Origin of the sequence: Clavibacter quasicaliforniensis (assembly GCF_051201715.1) — a bacterium.
Lineage (GTDB): Bacteria > Actinomycetota > Actinomycetes > Actinomycetales > Microbacteriaceae > Clavibacter > Clavibacter seminis.
On sequence record NZ_CP139624.1, the window covers coordinates 1,226,050 to 1,248,421 of the forward strand.

General features: G+C 72.7%; 20 protein-coding genes and 1 tRNA gene. 12 read left to right on the top strand and 9 right to left on the bottom strand.

Annotated features, from left to right (window positions below; translation table 11 throughout):
- Positions 1-27 precede the first annotated feature (27 nt).
- From NL142_RS05910 to NL142_RS05920, 3 genes are all read right to left on the bottom strand, one after another.
- A complete protein-coding gene (locus NL142_RS05910) occupies positions 28-2,061 on the bottom strand; it encodes a TPM domain-containing protein (protein WP_435081322.1) in 2,034 nt (677 codons plus the stop codon).
- Between the two features lie 88 nt (positions 2,062-2,149).
- Positions 2,150-2,707 (bottom strand): 2'-5' RNA ligase family protein, encoded by a 558-nt coding sequence (locus NL142_RS05915; protein WP_435081578.1) that lies wholly within the window; start codon positions 2,705-2,707, stop codon positions 2,150-2,152.
- Entirely contained in the window at positions 2,704-2,943 is a 240-nt protein-coding gene (locus tag NL142_RS05920; RefSeq protein ID WP_435081323.1) for an antitoxin, read from the bottom strand. The genes NL142_RS05915 and NL142_RS05920 overlap by 4 nt, the downstream gene beginning before the upstream one ends.
- Positions 2,944-3,149: 206 nt before the next feature.
- Here NL142_RS05920 and NL142_RS05925 point away from each other — a divergent pair.
- The 4 genes from NL142_RS05925 (at position 3,150) to NL142_RS05940 (ending at position 6,926) form a co-directional block, all read left to right on the top strand.
- A tRNA-Arg gene (locus NL142_RS05925) sits at positions 3,150-3,221 on the top strand.
- Between the two features lie 286 nt (positions 3,222-3,507).
- Entirely contained in the window at positions 3,508-4,629 is a 1,122-nt protein-coding gene (locus tag NL142_RS05930) for a hypothetical protein (protein WP_435081324.1), read from the top strand.
- Positions 4,630-5,317: 688 nt separating this feature from the next.
- Complete coding sequence (locus tag NL142_RS05935; RefSeq protein ID WP_435081325.1) at positions 5,318-6,010, top strand: pyridoxine/pyridoxamine 5'-phosphate oxidase; 693 nt, start codon at positions 5,318-5,320, stop codon at positions 6,008-6,010.
- 145 nt (positions 6,011-6,155) lie between these two features.
- The gene (locus tag NL142_RS05940; protein ID WP_435081326.1) at positions 6,156-6,926 is read left to right on the top strand and encodes a gamma-glutamyl-gamma-aminobutyrate hydrolase family protein; all 771 of its coding nucleotides are present in this window, start codon (positions 6,156-6,158) and stop codon (positions 6,924-6,926) included.
- Positions 6,927-6,975: 49 nt separating this feature from the next.
- Here the strand turns inward: NL142_RS05940 and NL142_RS05945 are convergent, their stop codons facing one another.
- Genes NL142_RS05945 through NL142_RS05965 form a run of 5 tightly spaced genes read right to left on the bottom strand, consistent with a single transcriptional unit; the run spans position 6,976 to position 11,850 of the window.
- A complete protein-coding gene (locus NL142_RS05945) occupies positions 6,976-7,731 on the bottom strand; it encodes an SDR family oxidoreductase (protein WP_435081327.1) in 756 nt (251 codons plus the stop codon).
- Positions 7,728-8,495, bottom strand: coding sequence for an SDR family NAD(P)-dependent oxidoreductase (locus NL142_RS05950; protein WP_194682946.1), 768 nt, complete (start codon positions 8,493-8,495; stop codon positions 7,728-7,730). The genes NL142_RS05945 and NL142_RS05950 overlap by 4 nt, the downstream gene beginning before the upstream one ends.
- Positions 8,492-9,874 (bottom strand): MFS transporter, encoded by a 1,383-nt coding sequence (locus NL142_RS05955; protein WP_435081328.1) that lies wholly within the window; start codon positions 9,872-9,874, stop codon positions 8,492-8,494. The genes NL142_RS05950 and NL142_RS05955 overlap by 4 nt, the downstream gene beginning before the upstream one ends.
- A 34-nt stretch (positions 9,875-9,908) precedes the next feature.
- Positions 9,909-10,799, bottom strand: coding sequence for a polysaccharide deacetylase family protein (locus NL142_RS05960; RefSeq protein ID WP_194682944.1), 891 nt, complete (start codon positions 10,797-10,799; stop codon positions 9,909-9,911).
- Positions 10,800-10,824: 25 nt separating this feature from the next.
- Positions 10,825-11,850, bottom strand: a complete 1,026-nt coding sequence (locus NL142_RS05965) for an asparaginase (protein WP_435081329.1) — start codon at positions 11,848-11,850, stop codon at positions 10,825-10,827.
- A gap of 170 nt (positions 11,851-12,020) precedes the next feature.
- On the opposite strand from NL142_RS05965, the gene NL142_RS05970 reads away from it, so the two are divergent.
- Both NL142_RS05970 and NL142_RS05975 read left to right on the top strand, forming a co-directional pair.
- Entirely contained in the window at positions 12,021-13,049 is a 1,029-nt protein-coding gene (locus NL142_RS05970; protein ID WP_435081330.1) for a LacI family DNA-binding transcriptional regulator, read from the top strand.
- A gap of 75 nt (positions 13,050-13,124) precedes the next feature.
- On the top strand, positions 13,125-13,919 hold the full coding sequence (locus NL142_RS05975; RefSeq protein WP_194682941.1) for a transglutaminase-like domain-containing protein: 795 nt from the start codon (positions 13,125-13,127) through the stop codon (positions 13,917-13,919).
- 27 nt (positions 13,920-13,946) lie between these two features.
- On the opposite strand, the gene NL142_RS05980 is transcribed toward NL142_RS05975, so the two are convergent.
- Positions 13,947-14,594, bottom strand: a complete 648-nt coding sequence (locus NL142_RS05980; RefSeq protein ID WP_435081331.1) for a hypothetical protein — start codon at positions 14,592-14,594, stop codon at positions 13,947-13,949.
- Positions 14,595-14,793: 199 nt separating this feature from the next.
- Between NL142_RS05980 and argS the strand changes: the two genes are divergently transcribed.
- The 6 genes from argS to thrB all read left to right on the top strand — a co-directional run bounded on the left by argS (position 14,794) and on the right by thrB (position 22,322).
- Positions 14,794-16,458 (top strand): arginine--tRNA ligase, encoded by a 1,665-nt coding sequence (gene argS / locus NL142_RS05985; protein WP_435081332.1) that lies wholly within the window; start codon positions 14,794-14,796, stop codon positions 16,456-16,458.
- 11 nt (positions 16,459-16,469) lie between these two features.
- Positions 16,470-17,300, top strand: coding sequence for an LmeA family phospholipid-binding protein (locus tag NL142_RS05990; RefSeq protein ID WP_435081333.1), 831 nt, complete (start codon positions 16,470-16,472; stop codon positions 17,298-17,300).
- 156 nt (positions 17,301-17,456) lie between these two features.
- Positions 17,457-18,956, top strand: coding sequence for a diaminopimelate decarboxylase family protein (locus NL142_RS05995; protein ID WP_435081334.1), 1,500 nt, complete (start codon positions 17,457-17,459; stop codon positions 18,954-18,956).
- The gene (locus tag NL142_RS06000) at positions 18,953-20,284 is read left to right on the top strand and encodes a homoserine dehydrogenase (protein ID WP_435081335.1); all 1,332 of its coding nucleotides are present in this window, start codon (positions 18,953-18,955) and stop codon (positions 20,282-20,284) included. Before NL142_RS05995 ends, NL142_RS06000 begins: the two co-directional genes overlap by 4 nt.
- The gene (thrC, locus tag NL142_RS06005; RefSeq protein ID WP_079532519.1) at positions 20,284-21,360 is read left to right on the top strand and encodes a threonine synthase; all 1,077 of its coding nucleotides are present in this window, start codon (positions 20,284-20,286) and stop codon (positions 21,358-21,360) included. Before NL142_RS06000 ends, thrC begins: the two co-directional genes overlap by 1 nt.
- An 11-nt stretch (positions 21,361-21,371) precedes the next feature.
- Positions 21,372-22,322: a homoserine kinase gene (gene thrB, locus NL142_RS06010; protein ID WP_435081579.1), complete on the top strand. Its 951-nt coding sequence runs from the start codon at positions 21,372-21,374 to the stop codon at positions 22,320-22,322.
- The last annotated feature ends 50 nt before the right edge of the window (positions 22,323-22,372 follow it).

The following is a 22,372-nucleotide window of genomic DNA, read 5'->3' on the forward strand; positions in this document are numbered from 1 at the left end:
TCGTTCTCGTCGTCGTGCTGGTCGTCGCTAGAAGTCGCCGCCGCTGAACCCGCCGCCGCCGCCTCCGCCGAAGCCGCCGCCGCTGAACCCGCCGCCGCCGCCGAAGCCCCCGCCGCTGAAGCCGCCGCCGCCGCCGCCGCCACCCCAGCCGCCGCCGCCGCTCAGCAGGCCGCCGATGATGCCGCCCATGATCGCGCCGCCGAAGGCGTCCCCGCCGCCGCGGCCGCCCATCATGCCGCCGCCGTATCCGCCGCCCTGGTCGAGGTCGCGCTGCGCGGCCTCGATGGCCTGCGCCGCGTACGAGGTCGCGGCCTGCGACGCGGCGACGGCGCGCACGGGATCCCGCGGAGCGGCCTCGTGCGCGTCGTCGAGCGCGCGCTGCGCGTGGGCGAGACGTGTGCGCGCCTCCTCGCCGACCCCGCCGCGGCGCGTGGAGATGAAGTCGCGTGCCGTCGCCACCTGGCTCTCGGCGGTCGACAGCGCCCGGGGCAGGTAGCCGATCGCGCGCTGCACCTGCTCCTGCTGCTCCCGCACGGGCGCGAGCGCCTCGTCGAGCCGGGCCTCCGCCTCCTGCAGCAGCGTGACGCTCGTGAGCGGATCCGCGAGCCGGCCCTGCAGCGGCTTCGCGTCGGCGATGGCCTGCTCGGCCGCCTCCACCAGTCGGGTCAGCTCCGGCATGCGCCCGCCGCGCTGGGCGGCGCGGGCGTCCTGGATGTCGCTGCGCACGTCGGCGATCTCCTCCTGCACGCGCGTGGACGCGTGCTCGAGGTCGGACGAGACGCGGTCGACGCCGTCGAGGAGCTTGCCGGCCTGCCCCACCGCCTGCTGCGCCGCGCGCACCTTCACCGCGATCTCGCCCGTCGAGGCGCGGTCGCCCGCGCGGATTGCCTCTGCGGCCTCCTGTGCCGTGTCGGTCGCGAAGGAGAGGAGCGAGCGCGCCTGGTCGACGTTGCCGGTGACGGTCGTCATCGATGGACCGGCGTAGCGGCGACCGAGGAGATCCACCGCCTCCTGCGTCCGCTCGATCCGGGTCTTCAGCGACTCCGCGTCGGTGACGATGGCGGCGAGGGTCTGCGGCGCGTTCTCCTCGAGCGCGCGCAGCTCCTCGAACGACTCGGCCTGCGCGTCGAGCTCGGCCCGCGCCTCCTCGCACAGGTCGACGATGCGGGCAGCCCAGGTGCGGCGCTCCTCGTCGGTGTCCTCGATGGTGTCGTCGAGCTTCTGCTTCAGGGCGAACGCCTCGCGGACCTTGCCGCCCGCCGAGACGAGCACCTCTCTATACGGGCCGACCGCGCCGGATCCGAACTCCGCCTCCGCGAAGCCCACCTCCTGCTCGCTGGTCTCGAGCGCGTCGTCGAGCTGCACGAGCATGCTGCCCGCCCGCTGCTCGGCGGTCCTCATCTCCGCGAGCGCCGCCTGGCGCTTCGCGGCGACGGCCTTCCGCTTCTTGCGGCGGCCGACGAGCGTCGTGGCGACGGCGGCCACGAGGATCGCGCCGAGGACGAGGAGGAGGACGAGGCCGAAGTCGATGCCGGAGGAGTTCCCGGACGACGGGGTGGCCCCGGTTCCCGACTCGGTGCCCGTGCCGGTGCGTGCCTGGGACTCGATGCCCTGCGCGGCGGCGACGGCGGCTCCTGACCAGTCGCTGTCCTGCAGCTCCGGCCGGATCCCGTTCTGCAGGAGCTGGTCGCGTGCGGACTCCGACAGCTGCGCGGGAGCCCCGAAGGAGACCTGCCGGCCGTCGACGGCGACGGCGAGAAGCGCGTCGGAGTCCCCGAAGCCGTTGGCGGAGTTCGTCGCGCGGCCCCACGCCGCCTGGTCCGCCTCCCCGGTGAAGGTGTCCACGTACGCGACGTGGAGGGTGATGCCGGTGTCCGTCCGGAGCGTGTCGATCGCCTGCTGGATCTGCTGCTCCTGCGCGGGCGTCACCGCGTCGACCTGGTCGAGGATCGTCGCCCCGCCGAAGTCCACCGGCCCCGTCGCCTGCGCGGACATCGGCACCATGGCCCCGGCCAGGCCGAGCGCGAGCGCGGCCCCGATCAATCTCGCGGACCGCGGCATGCGACTCCTCCGTCGTCTCAAGTACGTGCTCCATCCAGGCTAGTGGCGCGGGTGCGTGCGCTGGCCGTGAGGATCCGGGCAGCGCGGGTCACGCGAGCTCCGTCACGGTGCTGTCGCGGGGATCCCAGCGGCGGATGCCCGCGGCCGGGGCCTCGAGCGGGTCGATGCGACCGAGCGCCGCGACCGCCGCGCCGAGCTGCTCGGCCGTGAGCCGCAGGGCGATGGTGACGTGCGGTGTCCACGGACCCGGGCGGGTGTGCGGGACGACCTCGACGGGCGCGGCGTCGGCGTCCGAGTCGGCGTTCGCCTGGTCGACTGCCGCGTGGATCCGCGCGTGCAGGTCGAGCAGCGCCCGATCGACCACCACCTGTCGCGCGAGCACGAGGCCCCGCGGCGGGACGCCGAAGACGACGAGGCCGCCGAGCCGGAGCGTCGGCAGGGGAGAGGCGGCGGCGAGGTCGCGGACGGCGTCGTCCGCGGATCCACCGAGACCGGCGGCCGCCAGCAGCGTCACGTGCGGGCGGTTGGTCTCGCCCGCATGGTCGGCGAGGCTCGGCAGATCGGCGTCGGCGAGGGCGCGCCAGGATGCGCGGACCGCGGCGTCGGAGGCCGCGTCCAGCGTGAGCTCGAGGCTGCCGGCGCTCAGGGGCGGGGCGGAGTCGAGGGGGGCGTCTGGCCCTGGCCGCGGCCGCCGTCGGGGCCGAGCTTCCGCAGCTGGTCGTCGGCGGCCTGGCGCGCCTTCTGGATCTTGTCGGCGTGCTTGCTGCCGGTGGCCTTGTCGGCGATGCCGGACACCTTGTCGATGGCGGTCCGGCCGACGTCCTGGCCCTTGGACGTGCGCAGGAATCCGGTGGCGGCGGCGGCGATGCGGGACAGCTTCACGGGTGGTCTCCTCTTGAGGGGATCGGGTGGGCCGCCGTGCCCGGGCGGCGCGGCGGTCGTCCTGCGTCCATCCTGGCGTGCCGCGCCTGTGCCGGAGCGGGGAGTCTCCCCGGGAGAGGGAATGCGTCGGCGCTCCCGGCCCGTGGCGACGGCGCGGCGGGCCTCGTCGCCGGTGCTACCCTGGAGCCGCGCTCGCGCGCACCCTGGCCCCCATAGCTCAGGGGATAGAGCACTGCCCTCCGGAGGCAGGGGCGGAGGTTCGAATCCTCCTGGGGGCACACCTTCCCATATCCCGTGTTGGTGCGGTGAGAGGCCGGTCCCGTCTTCGGGGTCGGCCTCTCGTGCGTCCGGGAGTCCCGCGCGAAGCCAACCCTCTGTGGAGCGGTTAAATCTCTTTACTTCTAGATCTGATGACTTCAATTTCAGCTGTCACTGATGTCTCTGATCAGGCGCGACGAAGTCCGACATGACGCTCTGTGGGCGGGCATGAACACGTCGCATCTGTAACCCGAAAGTGGACTATCGCAGCGATGTTTGTTGGTATAGGTTTCAATCATGCCTAGCGTGCCAAGTCTCGACGTTGAACCAGTCGACGTCGGTCTCATCCAGCAAGTACAGCAACTATGGAATAGCGGTAACCCGACCGGCGCGGTTGACTTGTTACGCCCACGCGCAGCCGAAGGTGCGCCATGGGCGGCTGCCATGTTTGCATGGCTGCGCATGCAGCAGGGAATCGAGGGGTACCCGGAGAGTATCGATTTCTCCATCCGAGCAGCGGAGCTCGGAGCCCCTTGGCAGGTGGCCAACACCTTTAACAATGTGATGGCGAACTTGCCCTCGGCCCCGCACCTGGCCGAGCGAATTCCAGAACTTGTGCAATGGGCGGCCCCATGGGTGGGCGGAATAGATCTCGTGGGTCAGGCGTGGAATCTCATAGCGCAAGGGCAGCCTGAAGCTGCCCTAAAGGTCATGTCCGTCAAAACTCCGTGGCCTTTATCGGATCCTCAACTCGCGTCAATGGTCGAGCAAGGTTACTCGCGTTTAAGTGAACTCGACCACTCACTGGCTGCTGCACGCGAAACGCGTGCTTCGTTTGACGAAAGCGTAGCCAGCTCGGCGGCTGCCATCGCTAAGGCGGAAAACGATCTGACAACAAGTGCAAAACAGGCAGGGTTGCTTGTGACTACTGTGCTATCGGATGCAACAAATGCCCTGTATATAGAAGACGCATCACGCAACGAGAAGCAATCCAAGGGCGCTTGGATCGCAGGTTTGGTAGTTCTAGGAGTAGCCGCTTTAGCTGCAGTCCTTCCTCTTGCTTTGCATTACCTTGGACGGGGCCCAGATTACGCCACAATCGAAGTTATTGGTGTCCATCTCGCATCCACTGCTGCCCTCGGGACATTTGCCGGCGTACTTTTGGCACGCGCTCGATCGCGCGACCACGCTGCCCAACGAGCGTACGACCTTTCGACAGCGATGGGTACTATGATTTCTTACAGTAATCAGATAAGCAATCCTGTGGAAAAAGAGCGGTTCATGATGACCATGGGCCAGGTCGTGATGCAGGCCCACCTCTCGTCCGGCGCGGGGGGCAAGGTCGCCGAGGATCCCATGCCCGGTGTACTTGCGTTAGTATCTGCACTCAAAGCTTCAAACCCCCCCGGGGTTTCGGCGAGCAGCTAAAGTACGTTATTTTTCGAATGTGGCTAATGAATTACGTTAACGTTTGACTATCGCAGTATCGATTACGTTGCCCATTAATCTGGACCGCGGGAGAGCGATGCGCTATTTCTTCGCTCAACGCCTGTTGGGTTGTATTTTTGTTGCCGCGTTTAATCAATCGGCTCAATCGTGACACGGGCCTATCCTGCCTTGTTAGCTAGGCGATTTGATTAGACAAATAGCTGGCCGAGTAGGCTTGAATCTGTGAGCAAGTCTACGAGTTGTAGGGATCTGAGACGCGTCTTGGGTGTCAGGTCTACTAGATGAAACACCGAACAAATAGTGCTTATGACGTGCAGTAACGGATTCCACCAGCCGCTGGAGACCGCCGTGTGCATGGCGCAAGCTCGCGGAGCGGCGCGGCAGGGGCGGAGGACGCGGTGAACACACGCGGCGGGGCCCGAGACGGGTCTCGGGTTCCCGCCGCGTGGTGCTGGGCCCAACTGGGGGAGCGGGCCTAGAGACGAAGGTAGTCGGCGACCGGCGGGGCGACCACGCCGACCGGTACTGGAAAAGTCCAGTGGTGCAGCGACCAATCCGATTCCCGCATCGTGACGAAATGGCGAGTCCCGGGCAGGCAGGATGTGCGGTCGCGAGGCCGAGAGCCGGTTGGCCGGGCGTCCGCCGCCAGCCGGCCTAGGCTCGGCGCATGGCAGACGACGACGACTCCACCTCGATCCGCGACCTCCTGAAGGGCGCGAAGCCCGCACCCCACGACTTCCCCGAGCTCGACCCCGCGCACCTCCCGGATGACCCGATCGACCTCGTCATCGCGTGGATCCGCGACGCCGTCGCCCACGAAGCGGCGGAGCCCAACGCGGTCGTCCTCGCCACGGCCGACGCGGACGGGCGGCCCAGCGCGCGCACGCTGCTGCTCAAGGACGTGACGCCCACGGTCGACGACGAGCCCGGCGCCCTCTGGTTCTCGTCGCTCGCCGACAGCCCCAAGGGGCGCGACCTCGAGGCCAACCCGCGCGCGGCGCTCGTCGCGTACTGGCGGGAGCGCGGGCGGCAGATCCGCGCGACCGGCCCCGTCTTCCACGGCGACCGCGAGGTGAGCGAGCGCGACTTCCTCTCCAGGCATCCGTCGTCGCGCGCCGAGGTCATCGCGGGCGACCAGAGCGAGCCGATGCCCGACGCCGCCGAGCGCGACGCGCGGATCGCCCGGGCGCGCGATGCCGTGGACGCGGATCCGGAGCTCGTCGCCGAGTCGTGGCGCGCGTACGTGCTCCAGCCCACGGTCGTCGAGTTCTGGCAGGCGACCGAGGACCACGGGCAGCTGCGGATCATGTACCGGTCCGGTCCCGACGGGTCCTGGTCGCACACGCTCGTCTGGCCCTGACGCCCGCCGGGGGCCGGCGCGTGCCGCGGCCGGCGCGTCCGGCGCGTGCCGCGGCCGGCGCGTCCCGCGCGTGCCGCGGCCCGCGCGTGTTGCGGAACATGACGCGCGGCGTGCGATCCCGCGGGCGACGCCGCACACTGGATCCATGCCCGCCACCCTCCGCCGCCTCGCCGTCGTGCAGGTCACCCGCTCGCGTCCCGAGGCCGCCGCGTACAACACGCTCGTGCAGGGCCTCAACGCGCGCGTCGCCGAGGTCGCCGACGCCGCGGGCTGGCTGGTCGAGAACATCGCCGCGGAGGACGAGGGCGTCGAGTCGCTGCTCGCCCGCACGCGCGAGGCCGACGCCGTCGTGATCATGGGCGGCGAGGACGTCGCCCCGCGCTTCTACGGCGGACCCGCCGAGTACGAGGGCCGCTCGACCCACCGCGAGGTCGCCGACGCCGGGCAGATCGCGCTCGTCCGCCGCGCGGTCGCCGAGGGCACGCCGCTGCTCGGCATCTGCCGCGGTGCCCAGATCGTCAACGTCGCGCTCGGCGGCACCCTGCAGCAGCACATCGAGGGCGTGGGGGAGCACCGCAACGACGCCGACGAGATCACGGCCGTGATGCGCGACCACGACGTGCGGGTCGCGGAGGACAGCCGGCTCGCGCGCGTGCTGGGATCCACCGACGTCGTCGTGCGGAGCGCCCACCACCAGGCGGTCGACCGGCCGGGCACGGGACTCCGCGTGGTCGCGGTCGCGCCCGACGGCGTGCCGGAGGCCGTCGAGCACGAGAGCGCGCCCGTCATCGGCGTCCAGTGGCACCCGGAGGACCCGGGCGCCGCGCGCGACCAGCTCCCCGCGCTGCTCGACGCGCTCGCCGAGGCCTGCGCGCTGCGCGAGCCCGCCGACGCCGCGCGCACCGCGGCCGCCTGAGCCGACACCGGCCGGGACGACCGCGGCGCGCATCACCGCGGGGCTCGGGTCAGGGCATCACGTCGCCGCTGTTGGGCCCGAGCGTCTGGCCGACGAAGAGGTTGCCGTCGGGATCCGCCGCCAGCAGCACCGCGGTCGGCGCGACCTCGTCGACCGTGCCGAAGCGGCCGAGCGGCAGCTCCTTGCGCTTCGCGTCCTTCCAGTCCTCCGAGATGGCGTCGACGAGCGGCGTGGAGATGGGGCCCGGCGCGATCACGTTCGCGAGGACGTTCGAGGCGGACACCTCGAGCGCGAGCGACTTCGTGAACGCGATGACCCCGGCCTTCGCGGCCGCGTAGTGCGCGAGCCCGACGCCGCCCTTCTGGCCGAGCTGCGACGCGACCGTGATGATCCGGCCGTCGCGCCGCTCGAGCATCCCCGGCAGCACGGCCCGCGTCAGCAGGAACACGCTCGTGAGGTCGACGTCGATCGTGCGCTGCCAGGTCGCCAGCGTCATCTCCGCGACGGGGGACTCGGTGAGGATGCCGTGCGAGTTGACGAGCACGTCGATCCGGCCGAGCAGCCGCCCGGCCTCCGTGACGGCCTCGGCGACGCGCGCCTCGTCGGACACGTCGGCGACGACCGCGCCCACCGCCCCGATCCGGCGCGCCTCCTCGTGCACGGCGGGCACGAGGTCGAGCAGCACGACCTCGGCGCCCGCGAGCACGAAGTGGCGCGCGATGGCCGCGCCGATCCCGCTGGCCGCGCCCGTCACGAGCGCGGTGCGCCCGCGCAGCCGGTCGCTGCGGGGCACAGGGGCACTCACTCCTGCATCCGGATCGTCAGGCCGCCGTCGACGGTGAGCGTCTGGCCCGTCACGTAGCCGGCGTCCTCGGAGGCGAGGAACGCGATGACCGACGCGACCTCCTCGGGCCGTCCCACGCGCCCGGCGGGGATGCGGTCGCCCGCGCGCCGGAGGCCGTCGGCCCCGAGGGAGTTCACCGCGTCGAGCGACTGTGGCGTCTCGATGAGGCCCGGGATCACGGTGTTCGCCCGGATCCCGCGCGGCGCGAGCTCCACGGCCGCGCTGCGCACGAGGCCGACGACCCCCGCCTTCGCCGTCGCGTAGTGCGCGTGGTCGCCCCAGCCGTAGACGCCGCCCGCGATGGATGACACCGCGACGATCGACGAGCCGCGGCCGAGGAGCGGCTCGGCCGCGCGGATCACGCGCATCACGCCGCCGAGGTCGACGCCCAGCACCTCGTCCCACCGCTCGTCCGTCATCGCGCCGAGGGGCGCGCGGCGGAGGATGCCGGCGGCCGCGATCACGTGGTCCACCTGGCCGTACTCCTCGAGCGCGGCCCGCACGAACGCGTCGACGGACGCGGTGGAGGCGACGTCGAGGTCCACCGCGATGCCCGTGCCGCCGACCGCGCGCACGGCATCGAGGGTCGCGCCCGCGTCGTGCGGGTCGCCGGGGAAGCGGCCGACGACCACGCGGTCGCCGCGGGCGGCGAGGCGCACGGCGGTGGCCCGGCCGATGCCGGAGGCGCCGCCCGTGACGAGCGCGACGGGTGCCGCGCCGGTCACGCGACCGCCTCGCGGGTCTCGCCCGTCGGCTTCGCGAGCAGCATCACGAGGGCCGAGGCGAGGATCCCGCCCGCGCCCACCCACAGCGCCGCCTGGCCGAACGACATCGCGCTCGCCGTGAGGCCGGTGAGCAGGAAGCCGCCGATGATGGCGCCCGGCTGGCTCATCGCGCCGATGAAGCTGGATCCGGTCGCCCGGCAGTCGCTGTCGAAGCAGCCGGCCTGGAAGAACAGGATCGCCGCGTACGGCCCGAGGAGGAAGAACAGCCCGACCATGTACGCGCCCATCACGAACGTCGGGTCGTCCGGCCCGAGGAGCATGACCGCGAACGCGAGGCCCGCGACGAGCCAGCCGCCGACGATCACGTTGCGGCGGCCGAGCCGGTCGCCCAGCCAGCCGTGCACGAGGTAGCCGAGCACGCCCACGCAGTTCGACGCGATGATCAGCAGAAGCGCGTTCGACGCGTCGATGTGCTTGCCCGACTCGAGCACGGTGGTGCCGAGCACGGAGAAGGTCTGGATCCCGAACCAGTTGAGCAGCCACGCCACGCTCAGCACGATCGTGCTGCGCAGGTGCTTCCCCTGGAAGATGCGCGCGATGGGGGCGGACTTCTGCACGTCGAGGCCGGTGGCGCGCGCGAACGCGGCCGCCTCGTCGTGGAGCCCTGCGGACCGCAGACGCCGGATCCGCTGCTGCGCGACGAACTGCGGGCTCTCGCGGAGCGTGAGGCAGATCGCGGCGACCACGAGCGCGGGCACGGTCGCGAGCCCGAAGGCGATGCGCCAGCTGCCCGGCCCGAACGCCGTCGTGATCAGGCCCACGAACGCGGCGGCGAGCAGGGCGCCGAGCGGCCAGCCCGTCTGCACCATCGCGTAGACGAAGCCCTTGTTGCGCCGGATCCTCTCGTCCTCCGTCTGCTCGTAGATCTCGTTGAGGTACGTGGCGTTGATGGACTGCTCGGCGAGGCCCAGGCCGCTGATGCTGCGGATCCCGACGAGCGAGACCGCCCCGGCGCTGAGCGCGGTCGCACCCGACGACAGCGCCGTGCCGGTGACGGACACGACCATGCCGATCCGGCGGCCGAGCCGGTCGACCATCGGGCCGACGAGCAGCACGACGACCGCCGTGCCGACGCTGACGAGGGTCGACACGAGCAGCGACTCGCTCGTGTCCCAGCCGAAGTCGCGCGAGATGTCGGGCAGCAGCGTGCCGAAGAGGATGAAGTCGTAGACCGCGATGGTCCACGCGAGGAAGGCGATGCCCGTGACCCGGCGGGTCTGTCGGACGCTGACCTTCTCGAGGCCGGCCGGCAGCGCGCCGGCGGATGCGGCGCCGGTGTCCGCGGATGCAGTCCCGGGACGGGAGGTGTCGGTGCTCATGGTGGTGGTCTCCTGCGGTCGGTCGGTTCGCGGATCAGGGGACGCGCGGGGTGCGCGGGGAGCGTCGCTGGAAGTCCTGGGCGATCTCGTCGAAGGTCGCCCAGCGGACGCCCTCGTGCGAGTTGATGTGGGCGATGAGCCGCTCGAGCATGAGGAGCACCTGCGGGCGGCCCGAGACGTCGGGGTGGATCGTGAACGTGAAGACGCCGTAGTCCTGCTCGCGGTAGACCCAGTCGAACTGGTCGCGCCACATCTCCTCGAGGTGGCGGGGGTTCACGAAGCCGTGGCTGTTCGGGCTGCCCTTGACGAACATCATGGGAGGCAGGTCGTCGAGGTACCACGACGCCGGGATCTCCACGAGGTCGGTCTCCTCGCCGCGCACGAGCGGGTGCATCCAGCTGGCCGCGTCCTTGCTGTAGTCGATGCCCTGCCACGTGTCGCCCACGCGCACGTAGTACGGCTCGAAGTCGCGGTGCATGAGGGAGTGGTCGTAGCGGATCCCGCGCTCGATGAGGAGCTCGTTCGTCACGCGCGAGAACTCCCACCACGGCGCCACGTAGCCGGTGGGGCGACGGCCGGCGCGCGACTCGATGAGCTCGATGGAGCGGTCGAGCACGTCCGCCTCCTGCTGGCGCGACATCTCGATGGGGTTCTCGTGGCTGTAGCCGTGCGCGCCGATCTCGTGCCCGGCTGCGACGACCTGGTCGAACTCGCGCGGGAACGTCTCGATCGAGTGGCCCGGCCAGAACCAGGTGGAGGGGAGGCCGTGCTTGGCGAGCAGCGCGTTCAGGCGCGGCACGCCGACCTCGCCCGCGAACAGTCCGCGGGAGATGTCGCCGGGCGAGTCCTGCCCGCCGTACGAGCCGAGCCAGCCGCTCACGGCGTCGACGTCGATGCCGAACGCGATGATGATGTCCTTGGCCATGGGGGTCCTTCCGTCGGGTGATGGATCAGGCAGGCAGGGAGCCGGCCGGGGTGGGGATGCGGGTCTCGGGATCGGCGGCGACGGCCAGCAGGCGGCGCGCCTCGTCGACGGGGTGGTGGTCGAGCAGGAGGGCCACGAAGATCCGGGCCTGCGCCGCGGAGAGGCGGCCGATCGGCACGGCGCCCGCCGCGACGGCGTCGACCGCGCCGCCGTCGCCGTAGATCGCGGCGACCGGGCCGTGGGCGACGCGCGTGCCGAGGGCGACGAGGACGCCCGCGTCGGCGGCCGCCCGGATCTCCGGCACGAGCGCGCGGTTCGCGTTGCCGGCGCCCGTGCCGATGACGACGACTCCCGCGGCCCCCGCGGCGATCGCCGCCCGGAAGAGCACGGCGTCGGCCCCGGGGTGGACGCTCACGCAGTCCACGCGGATCCGGTCGAAGCGCGCCGTGGGCGCGGGCAGGATCGGCAGCGCGCGCGGTCGGCGGCTGATGCGCACCTCGTCGCCGGTCACGCGGCCGAGCGGTGCGCCGTCGCGGGCGGCGAAGGCGTCGGGATCCAGCGTGCGCGCCTTCACCAGGCCGTCGGCCGCGAGGACGCGCGAGGCGAACACGGCGAGCACGCCGGCTCCGCGCACGTCCGACGACGCGGCGACGACGATGGCGTCGCGCAGGTTCCCGGGCCCGTCGCCCTCCGGGTCGTCGGCCGAGCGCTGGGCGCCCGTGAGCACCACGGGCCGCGGGTCGTCCGTGACCAGGTCGAGCAGGAACGCCGTCTCCTCGAGGGTGTCCGTGCCGTGCGTGACGACCACGCCGTCCACGTCGTCGCGCGCGAGCGCCTCGGCGACCGCGTCCTGGATCGTGCGGAGGTCGGCGTGCGTGAGCGCGAACGAGTTGACCCGGAGGACGTCGCGCGTCTCGACGGTGACGCCGGCGGGCAGGGCGGGCACGGATCCGAGCAGGCGGTCGGCGGGATCCGCGGCGACCGCGGCTCCGTCGGGGCGCGTGCGCGAGGAGATGGTCCCGCCGGTGGCGAGCACGAGGACGTGGGGCATGCGGACGATCCTGCGATGCACAAACGATTGCGTCAATGGTTTGCGTCGAACGATCACGTTGCCGTCCTGTTGCGGGGATGTTTCCCCGCCGGATGCCCGACGGCACCCCGCGGGTCGCCCGAGGCGGGTGCGAGACGCTGTGCCATGCTGATCCGGGTGAGGAGCCACGAGTGACCCAGAAGCGGCGGCCGCCCACGACGCAGCGCATGATCGCGGAGCTCGCCGGCGTCAGCATCACCACCGTCTCCCGCGTGCTCAACTCCCGCGAGGAGCACCCCGGCCGGTGGGCCGGGCCCGAGACCGTCGCCGCCATCCTCGACATCGCCGAGCGCAGCGGCTACCGGCCGAACCCGCACGCCGCGAGCCTGCGCACCTCCCGATCCGACCTCGTCGGCGTCCTCGTCCCGCGCCTCCAGGACTACGTGCTCGCCACCGTGTACGAGGGCATCGACGAGGCGGCCACCGAGCGCCGCATCTCCACCTTCGTCACGAACAGCCTCGACCGTCCTGACCTGCAGCGCAGCCGCACGCGCAGCATGCTCGACCGCCGGGTCGACGGCATGATCTTCGGCGACGCCCACCTCGACGACCCGCTGCTCGACGAGCTCGCGGAGGAGGGCGTCCCCTTCGTGCTCGTCTCGCGCCGCCGCGGCGACCACGTGGCCGTCACGTGCGACGACGTGGCCGGCGGGCGCCTGGCGGCCGAGCACCTCATCGCCGCCGGCCGCACCCGGCCGGCCGTGCTCGCGGGGATGTCGTTCGCCTCCACCGCGGTCGACCGCACGCGCGGCTTCCTCGAGGCGTACGCGGAGGCGGGGATGCCCGTGCCGCCCGAGCGCGTGATCGAGCGCGGCTTCGACGCCGCGGCCGGCCGGGAGGCGACCGAGGAGGTGCTCCGTGCCGGGCACGCGCCGGACGCGCTCTTCGCGACCAACGACTTCGCGGCGATCGGGGCGATGGGGGCCCTCCGCGACGCGGGCCTTTCGGTGCCCGACGATGTGGCGCTGGTCGGCTACAACGACACCCCGCTCGCGGCGTCGGGATCCATCGGGCTCACGAGCGTGCGCTCGCCCGTGCACGAGATGGGCCGGATCGCCCTGGAGACGCTCCTCGCGCTCGTCGACGGCCGGGAGGCCGCGTCGCGGATGCTCGAGCCGACGCTCGTGGCGCGCGCGTCGACGGGACCGCACCCGGCCTGAGCGGCGGCCGCTCGTGCGCGCGGCCGCACGGGGCAGGCGCACCGGGCCGGGCGGATCCGATGCCACGATGGACGCATGCGCCGCGACGTCTCCTCCATGCTCGAGCTCCAGGTCTCCGGCGAGAGCGAGATGGCCTTCGCGGTCGCCGTCGCCCGGGGCGCCGACATCGCGTCCGAGCGCCTCTCCTTCTCGCTCGACGGCCGCCCGATCGAGGCGACCGAGGTGGTCGACCGGCACGACACCCGGCTGCACGTCCTGACGACCGGCGCCGGAGCGCTCACCATGGAGTACCGGGCGACGGTCACCGGCCGCCGCGACCCCGCGCCCGTCGACGAGGTCGACCTCTGGATCTACCGCCGCCCGAGCCGCTACTGCGAGTCGGACACGCTGTTCCCCACGGCCCGCGGCGAGTTCCGCGGCCTGGACGGCCTCCCGCTCCTCGCCGCCGTGCGCGCGTTCGTGGCGGAGTCGCTGCGGTACGCGCCGGGATCCAGCCTCCCGACCGACGGCGCCGTCCGCACGCTGCTCGCCCGACGCGGCGTCTGCCGCGACTACGCGCACCTCGTGATCGCGATGCTGCGGGCGCTCGACGTGCCCGCGCGGCTGGCCGCCGTCTACGCGCCCGGCCTCAGCCCCATGGACTTCCACGCGGTCGCCGAGGCGTGGGTCGACGGCGCGTGGCACGTGGTGGACGCCACCGGGCTCGCGCCTCGGCAGAGCCTCCTACGGATCTCCACGGGCCGCGACGCCTCGGACACCGCGTTCCTCACCAACACCCGGAGCCTCGTGACCATCTCGCGCATGGAGGTCATGGCCACGGTCGACGAGCTGCCGGTCGACGACGTCGCCTCGGCCGTGCGCCTGGGCTGAGCCGTCCGCCCCGGCTGACGGGTCGGATCAGCCGCCGACGGTCTTCAGCACCGCGTTGCCGAGGTCGGCGTGGTCGCCCGGCTCGTAGAACGCGGCGGACCGCATGACGATCATGTGCTTCGAGGAGTAGATGGTGGAGACGCCGATCGCGTCCTCGAGCTCGAAGTAGGCCTCGACGCCGGAGGGGTACCCCGCGATGGGGTCGGCCAGGAGGATGGCCGCGTCGCGCCGGGACTGCAGCTCCGCCGCGACGGGCTGGGCCACGTCGACCTCGACCGCCGGGCCGTCCGACGACCGGAAGGCGCAGGCGATGCCCTGCATCGCGAGGACGTCGGCGCGCAGGCCGTCCGTCGAGGTGTCGGCCGGGAGCGCCTCGCTCGCGAAGCCCTTCCCGAACTCGGCGAGGTCGGGCAGGATCTGGGCGCACGTGGTGCTGACCGGAGTGCCCTTCGGCGGCGCGGGCGTGGGCGATGCGGTGGGCCCGCTGCCGGATCCGCCGCCCTGGGCCTCGCCGCCGCCGCCCGCGCTCGCCGAGGGGTCAGGCGTCGTGGGCTGCAGGGGAGCGGGGTTGGAGCAGCCCGCGAGGAGCATGGCGACCGCGAGCCCGGCGGCCGCGGCGGCGGGGATGGTGCGCGCGATGCGGGGTCGGGTGGGCGCGGGGAGGCGGACGGGCATGGTGGTGCTCCTTCGGATCCGGGCGCGCCGCGGGGTGCGACGCTCGGCGCGCGGCGAATTGCCACGTGCGGGAGGCGGGATCGACACCCTACCGAGACCGGTCGGGGCCCCGCTGGGACGCGCGGCCGCGCTGGGGGCGGTCCGCGCGGGCGTGCGCGCCGGGAGGGGCGGGTCGCGCCCGCCGGTAGGATCGATCCCCATGACGACCCCTGACCTGACCGGCGCCCTGTTCGACATCGTGGCCCGGACGGCAGGACGACGACCGGGTGGCGACGCCCTCGCGCTCAGCCCCGACATGGTCGTGCTCGAGCGCCCGCGCAACCGCGACCACGGCGACTGGGCCACCAACATCGCCATGCGCATCGCCAAGCCGCTGGGCGAGAATCCGCGCACCATCGCGGCCGACATCGCCGAGGCGCTCGGCGAGCTGCCGCAGGTCGCGAAGGTCGACGTCGCCGGTCCCGGCTTCATCAACATCACCCTCGAGGCGGCGGCCGCGGGCGCCCTCGCGCGCACCATCGTCGACGCGGGCCCCGCGTACGGCCGCGGTCACACGCTCGACGGGATCCGCATCAACCTCGAGTTCGTCTCCGCGAACCCCACCGGCCCCATCCACCTGGGCGGCGTGCGCTGGGCCGCGGTCGGCGACAGCCTCGCGCGCATCCTCCAGGCCGAGGGCGCTGACGTCACGCGCGAGTACTACTTCAACGACCACGGATCCCAGATCGACCGCTTCGCGCGCAGCCTCCTCGCGAGCCACCTCGGCGAGGACACCCCCGAGGACGGCTACGGCGGCGCCTACATCGGCGAGATCGCCGAGCGCGTCGTGGCGGGCTACGGCGGCGACCTCGACGCCCTCCCGCGCGAGGAGCAGCAGGAGGTCTTCCGGAGCGCGGGCACCGAGCTGATGTTCGGCGAGATCAAGCAGAAGCTGCATGACTTCGGCGTGGACTTCGACGTCTTCTTCCACGAGGACTCGCTGCACGAGTCCGGCGCCGTCGACCGCGCCGTCGCGCGCCTGAAGGAGCTCGGCCACGTCTTCGAGGAGGACGGCGCCGTCTGGCTCCGCACCACCACTTTCGGCGACGACCGCGACCGCGTGATCATCCGCTCCACGGGCGAGCCCGCCTACATCTCGGGCGACCTCGGCTACTACCTCGACAAGCGCGAGCGCGGCTTCGAGCAGAACATCATCATGCTGGGCGCCGACCACCACGGCTACGTCGGCCGCCTGATGGCCATGGTCGAGGCGTTCGGCGACACCCCGGGCGTCAACCTGCAGATCCTCATCGGCCAGATGGTCAACCTGCTGCGCGACGGCGAGCCCGTGAAGATGAGCAAGCGCAACGGCACCATCGTGACCCTCGACGACCTCGTCGACGCCGTGGGGGTGGACGCGGGCCGGTACGCGCTCGTGCGCTCGTCCGCCGACCAGAACCTCGACATCGACCTCGCGGTGCTCGGCAAGCGCACCAACGACAACCCCGTCTTCTACGTGCAGTACGCCCACGCGCGGACCTGCGCGGTGGACCGCAACGCCGAGGCGTCGGGCGTCGACCGGTCCGCCTTCGCGCCGGAGCTGCTCACGCACCCGACCGAGTCGGCGCTGCTCGGCCTCCTGCAGGAGTTCCCGCGCATCGTCGCCCAGGCCGCCGAGCTGCGCGAGCCGCACCGGGTGGCCCGCTACATCGAGGAGCTCGCGGGCTCCTACCACCGCTGGTACGACAGCTGCCGGGTGGTCCCGCGGGGCGACGAGGAGGTCACCGACCTGCACCGCACGCGCCTGTGGCTGAACGACGCGGTCAGGCAGGTGGTCGCCAACGGACTCGACCTCGTGGGCGTCTCGGCCCCCGAGCGCATGTAGGGGAGCGGATCATGTCGGGTCGGTTCCAGGGCACAGAGGTCTTCGAGGCGCCCGAGCGGCGCGACCCGCGGGAGGTCAAGCGGCGCCGTCGCGGTCCGCGCGGCGGCACCGTGTTCATCTGGCTCCTCGTGCTCGCCGTGATCGGCGTGGGGCTCGCGTTCGGGCTGCGCATCATCGACCAGACCGTGCGCGGCGTCGCCCAGGACCAGGCCGAGAAGCAGATCGCCGACCAGCTGCCCGGGCAGATCACCGGGCGCGTCGACGTCTCGATCGAGGGCGACTGGGTCATCCCGCAGCTCATCCGCGGCACGCTCGACCGCGTCGTGCTCGACGGCCCGAACCTCCAGGCCGACGGCACGCCGTTCCAGGCGCACATCGTCGCGACCGACGTGCCGACCGACCAGGAGCGCACGGTGGGGGACGTGGTCGGCACCGTGTCCATGGACCAGGATCCCGCCAGCGCCCTGCTCGCGAAGACCGCGGGCACGCCGCCCGACCTGCGCTTCGGCGACGGGACGCTCGGCTACTCCGGCTCCACGCGGGTCCTCGGCCTCACGCTCGGCTACACCGTGGCCGCGGAGCCCGTGCTGCGGGACGGCTCGACGATCGTCATCACGCCCGCCGAGGTCGACCTCCAGGCCGGTTCGTTCAAGATCGACCTCGCGCAGACCATCCAGGGGATCCGCGACATCACCTACCCCGTGTGCGTCGCGCAGTACCTCCCCGCGGGCGTCCAGGTGCAGGACGTGACCATCGCGGACGGGCGCGCGTCCATGACCGTCCAGTCGTCGTCGGTGAAGCTCACGCGCGACTCGCTCGGGGTCACCGGCAGCTGCGGCTAGCCGCTCCCGGCCGGGCCCCGACGGCCGTCGTCACATGGGCGGAGGCTCCGTCCCGCCTCGGTAGGATGGCTCGCACCGCCCCCTTCGGCTCCAGGGACCACACCGGGTCCGCTCGCCATCCCGCACGTCCGCCCCGCGTACGAACAGGTGACCTCCGTGACCGCGAACCCGCTGGCCCCGTCCTGGCTGCAGCCCCCTGACGACGCGAACGCGCTGGATCCCGCGGTCTGGTCGCGTGGCACCGTCCGCGGCGACGACGGCGCCATCCGCATCGCCGGCGTGCCCGCGACCGAGCTCGCCGCGCGCTACGGCACGCCGCTCTACGTCATGGACGAGGACGACGTCCGCTCCCGCGCCGCGGAGACCCTCGCGGCGTTCACGCGCGAGGCCGCCGCCGTCGGCACGAGCGCCCGCGTCTACTACGCGGGCAAGGCGTTCCTCAGCATCGAGGTCGCGCGCTGGATGGTCGAGGAGGGCCTCCACATCGACGTCTGCTCCGGCGGGGAGCTGGCCGTCGCGCTCGCCGGGGGCGCGGATCCGGCCCGCCTCGGCTTCCACGGCAACAACAAGTCGGTCGCCGAGATCGACCGGGCCGTCGGCGCCGGGATCGGCCAGATCGTCGTCGACAGCGCGATCGAGGTGGAGCGCGTCGCCGCCGCGGCCGCCGCGCACGGCCGCGTCCAGCCCGTGCGCCTCCGCGTGAACAGCGGCGTGCACGCCCACACGCACGAGTACCTCGCCACGGCCCGCGAGGACCAGAAGTTCGGGATCACGCTCGCCGACGCGCCCGGCCTCGTCGCGCGGATCCGGTCGCACGCGTCCCTCTCCTTCACGGGCCTGCACGCCCACATCGGCAGCCAGATCTTCGAGACCGACGCCTTCGTCGAGTCCGCCCGTCGGCTCCTCGACCTGCACGAGCGGCTGCTCGCCGACGGCCCCGTGCCCGAGCTCAACCTCGGCGGCGGCTTCGGCATCGCGTACACGTCCGTCGACCGGCCCGTGCCGGTGCCCGAGATCGCCCGGCGGCTCACGCGCATCGTCGGCGACGAGTGCGCACGCCTGGGGATCCCGGTGCCCGTCATCGCGGTCGAGCCCGGCCGCAGCATCGTCGGCCCCTCCGCCGCCACGCTCTACACGGTCGGCACCGTGAAGGACGTGCTCGTGACCGTGGGCGGCGTCGACGGCGCGGTCGCGGAGGCCGAGTCGGCGACGGGCGACGTCGAGGACCCGCGCGTCGCGGAGGAGGCCGGGTCGGCCGTCCGCCGCTACGTGAGCGTCGACGGCGGCATGAGCGACAACGCGCGGCCCGCCCTCTACGGCGCGGACTACTCGGTGCGGATCGCGGGCCGCGCCTCGGATGCGGATCCCGCGCTCGTGCGCATCGCCGGCAAGCACTGCGAGAGCGGCGACCTCGTCGTCCTCGCCGACTACCTCCCGGGCGACGTGCGCGCGGACGACCTCGTCGCCGTCCCCGCGACCGGCGCCTACTGCTGGGCGCTCGCGAGCAACTACAACTGGATCGGCCGCCCGCCCGTCGTCGCCGTGCGCGACGGCGAGGCGCGCGTCATCGTCCGCGGCGAGACCGAGGCCGACCTGCTGGCGCGCGACGCGGGCACGCCCGCTGCCGCATCCCCCGACGTGAACGGAGCACGATGATCGAGTACCGGAACCTGCGCGTCGCCCTGCTGGGCTGCGGCTCGGTCGGCACCCAGGTGGCGCGCCTCATGCGGGAGCACGGCGAGGAGCTCGCGCAGCGCGTCGGCGCCCGGCTCGAGCTCGTCGGCATCGCGGTGCGCGACCAGGACGCGCCGCGCGACCCGTCCGTCCCGCGGGAGCTGCTCACGACCGACGCGGAGTCGCTCATCCTCGGGGCCGACATCGTCATCGAGCTGATGGGCGGCATCGAGCCGGCGCGCGCCCACATCCTCGCGGCCATCGCCTCGGGCGCCGACGTCGTGACGGCGAACAAGGCGCTGCTCGCGACGCACGGCCCCGAGCTCTTCGAGGCGGCCGAGCAGGTCGGCGCGCAGCTCTACTACGAGGCGGCGGTCGCGGGCGCGATCCCCATCATCCGGCCGCTGCGCGACAGCCTCGCGGGCGACCGGGTCGAGCGGATCCTCGGCATCGTCAACGGCACGACGAACTACATCCTCGACGAGATGGACACGCACGGGCTCGGCTTCGACGAGGCCCTCGCGACGGCGACCGAGCTCGGCTACGCGGAGGCTGATCCCACGGCCGACATCGAGGGCTACGACGCCGCGCAGAAGGCCGCCATCCTCGCGAGCCTCGCCTTCCACACGCGCGTCCCCGTCGAGGCCGTGCACCGCGAGGGGATCACGGGCCTCACCGCCGCGCAGTTCGACTCCGCCCGCAAGGCCGGCTACGTGATCAAGCTGCTCGCCATCTGCGAGCGCCTCACCGGTCCCGCCACCGGCCGCGACGGCGTCTCCGCCCGCGTGTACCCGGCGCTCGTGCCGCGCGACCACCCGCTGGCCGCGGTGCACGGCGCGAACAACGCGGTCTTCGTCGAGGCAGAGGCCGCCGGCGACCTCATGTTCTACGGCGCGGGCGCCGGGGGAGTGCAGACGGCGTCGGCCGTCCTCGGCGACGTCGTCTCCGCGGCGCGCCGGCACGTCGTCGGCGGACCCGGCGTCGCCGAGTCGACCCACGCCGACCTCGAGACGCTGCCCGTGGGCGCGATCACGACGCAGTACCAGATCACGCTGCAGGTCGCGGACGAGCCGGGCGTGCTCGCCCGCATAGCGCAGCTGTTCAGCGAGCACGGCGTCTCCGTGGAGACGCTCGAGCAGACCACGCACCAGGCCCCCGTGGCGGGAGGGGCGGGCGCCCGGCCCACCGCTAGCCTGGTGATCGGCACGCACCGCGCCACCGACGCGGCCCTCCGGGCCACCGTCGACGCGGTCTCGAACCTCGACGCGGTGACGGCAGTCGCGAGCGTCCTCCGAGTAGAAGGAGCCTGATGGCCCACCAATGGCGCGGACTGCTCCGCGAATACGCCGACCGCCTCGACGTCACGGACGCCACCCCGATCATCACCCTCGGCGAGGGCGGCACCCCGCTCATCCCCGCGCCGGCGCTCTCCGCCCGCACGGGCGCGAAGGTCTGGGTCAAGTACGAGGGCATGAACCCGACGGGATCCTTCAAGGACCGCGGCATGACCATGGCGATCTCCAAGGCCGTCGAGCACGGCGCGAAGGCCGTCATCTGCGCGTCGACCGGCAACACGTCGGCCTCGGCCGCCGCGTACGCGACGCACGCGGGCATCACGGCCGCCGTGCTCGTGCCCGAGGGCAAGATCGCGATGGGCAAGCTCAGCCAGGCCGTGGCCCACGACGCGCAGCTGCTCCAGGTGCGCGGCAACTTCGACGACTGCCTCGACATCGCGCGCGAGCTCAGCGCGAACTACCCGGTGCACCTCGTGAACTCCGTCAACAACGACCGCATCGAGGGCCAGAAGACGGGCGCGTTCGAGGTCGTCGAGGTGCTCGGCGACGCGCCCGACTTCCACCTCATCCCCGTCGGCAACGCCGGCAACTACACCGCGTACACGCGCGGCTACCGCGAGGACCTCGAGGCGGGCAACGCCACGAAGCTGCCGCGCATGTTCGGCTTCCAGGCCGCGGGCAGCGCGCCCATCGTCGACGGCGCCATCGTCAAGGACCCCGACACGATCGCCAGCGCGATCCGCATCGGCAACCCCGCGTCGTGGAAGCTCGCCCTCGAGGCGCAGCTTCTCACCGACGGCTACTTCGGCGCGATCTCGGACGCGAAGATCCTCGAGGCGCACCGCATCCTCTCGGCCGAGGTCGGCATCTTCGTCGAGCCCGCGTCGGCCATCAGCGTCGCCGGGCTCCTCGAGCGCGCCGAGGCCGGGCAGATCCCGAAGGGCGCCACGGTCGTCCTCACGGTCACCGGTCACGGCCTGAAGGACCCGCAGTGGGCGCTCCGCACCGCGGACGGCTCGGACGTCGCCCCCACGAGCGTGGGCGTCGACATCGCCGAGATCGCGGGCGTGCTCGACCTGGTCGCGTCGTGACCGACGGTCCGATGCCCTCGGCGCTCGCGACGGGTCGCCGCGTCCAGGTGCGCGTTCCTGCGACGAGCGCCAACCTCGGCCCCGGCTTCGACACGCTCGGCCTCGCGCTCGCGCTGTACGACGACCTCACGGTGACGGTGCGCGACGCGCCCGGCGCCACGGTCGACGTCCGCGGCGTCGGCGCGGGCGAGGTGCCGACCGACGAGACGAACCTCGTCGTCACGGCCATCGCCCACACGTTCGCCGCGTTCGACCAGCCCATGCCGGGCCTCGACCTCGTCGCGGAGAACCGGATCCCGCACGGCCGCGGCCTCGGCTCCTCGGGCGCCGCCATCGTGTCCGGCATCATGGCGGCCCAGGGCCTCCTCGCCGGCACGGTCGAGATCGACGCCGACGCGCTCCTCCGCCTCGCCACCGAGATGGAGGGCCACCCCGACAACGTCGCGCCCGCGCTCTTCGGCGGCCTCACCATCGCGTGGGTCGACGGCCAGGGCCCGCAGCACAAGAAGCTCGCCGTGCACCGCGGCGTCTCGCCGCTCGTGCTCGTGCCCGTCGCGACCATGTCCACGGCGCTCGCCCGCAGCCTGCAGCCGGAGTCGGTGCCGCACGAGGACGCGATCTTCAACGTGTCGCGCTCGGCCCTGCTCATCGCGGCGCTCATCCAGAGCCCCGAGCTCCTGCTCGCGGCGACCGAGGACCGGCTGCACCAGGACTACCGCGCCGCCGCGATGCCCGAGACCAACGAGCTCGTGCACCTGCTGCGCGAGCGCGGCTACGCGGCCGTCGTCTCGGGCGCGGGTCCCTCGCTCCTCGTCCTCGGCAGCGACCCGGGCCAGCGCCTCACCGCGGCCGAGCTCGTCGCCGAGCGCAGCACGAACCCGTGGACCGCGCTCATGCTCGCCGTCGACGTGAAGGGCTCGACCGTGCAGGTCGTCGCCGAGGGATCCGCTCCCGCCGCCTAGCCGGATCGCGCGGCTCCCGCGCACCCGGCGCGCCGATCCCCCCGAGGGCG

Bases quoted from the DNA above. Each gene is read 5' to 3' on its own strand.
- NL142_RS05980 (WP_435081331.1), bottom strand. From the start codon at position 14,594: ATGCCCGTCCGCCTCCCCGCGCCCACCCGACCCCGCATCGCGCGCACC.
- NL142_RS05910 (WP_435081322.1), bottom strand. From the start codon at position 2,061: ATGCCGCGGTCCGCGAGATTGATCGGGGCCGCGCTCGCGCTCGGCCTG.
- NL142_RS05940 (WP_435081326.1), top strand. From the start codon at position 6,156: ATGCCCGCCACCCTCCGCCGCCTCGCCGTCGTGCAGGTCACCCGCTCG.
- NL142_RS05975 (WP_194682941.1), top strand. From the start codon at position 13,125: ATGCGCCGCGACGTCTCCTCCATGCTCGAGCTCCAGGTCTCCGGCGAG.
- NL142_RS05955 (WP_435081328.1), bottom strand. From the start codon at position 9,874: ATGAGCACCGACACCTCCCGTCCCGGGACTGCATCCGCGGACACCGGC.
- NL142_RS05960 (WP_194682944.1), bottom strand. From the start codon at position 10,799: ATGGCCAAGGACATCATCATCGCGTTCGGCATCGACGTCGACGCCGTG.
- NL142_RS05990 (WP_435081333.1), top strand. From the start codon at position 16,470: ATGTCGGGTCGGTTCCAGGGCACAGAGGTCTTCGAGGCGCCCGAGCGG.
- thrB (WP_435081579.1), top strand. From the start codon at position 21,372: ATGCCCTCGGCGCTCGCGACGGGTCGCCGCGTCCAGGTGCGCGTTCCT.
- NL142_RS05965 (WP_435081329.1), bottom strand. From the start codon at position 11,850: ATGCCCCACGTCCTCGTGCTCGCCACCGGCGGGACCATCTCCTCGCGC.
- argS (WP_435081332.1), top strand. From the start codon at position 14,794: ATGACGACCCCTGACCTGACCGGCGCCCTGTTCGACATCGTGGCCCGG.
- NL142_RS06000 (WP_435081335.1), top strand. From the start codon at position 18,953: ATGATCGAGTACCGGAACCTGCGCGTCGCCCTGCTGGGCTGCGGCTCG.
- NL142_RS05935 (WP_435081325.1), top strand. From the start codon at position 5,318: ATGGCAGACGACGACGACTCCACCTCGATCCGCGACCTCCTGAAGGGC.
- thrC (WP_079532519.1), top strand. From the start codon at position 20,284: ATGGCCCACCAATGGCGCGGACTGCTCCGCGAATACGCCGACCGCCTC.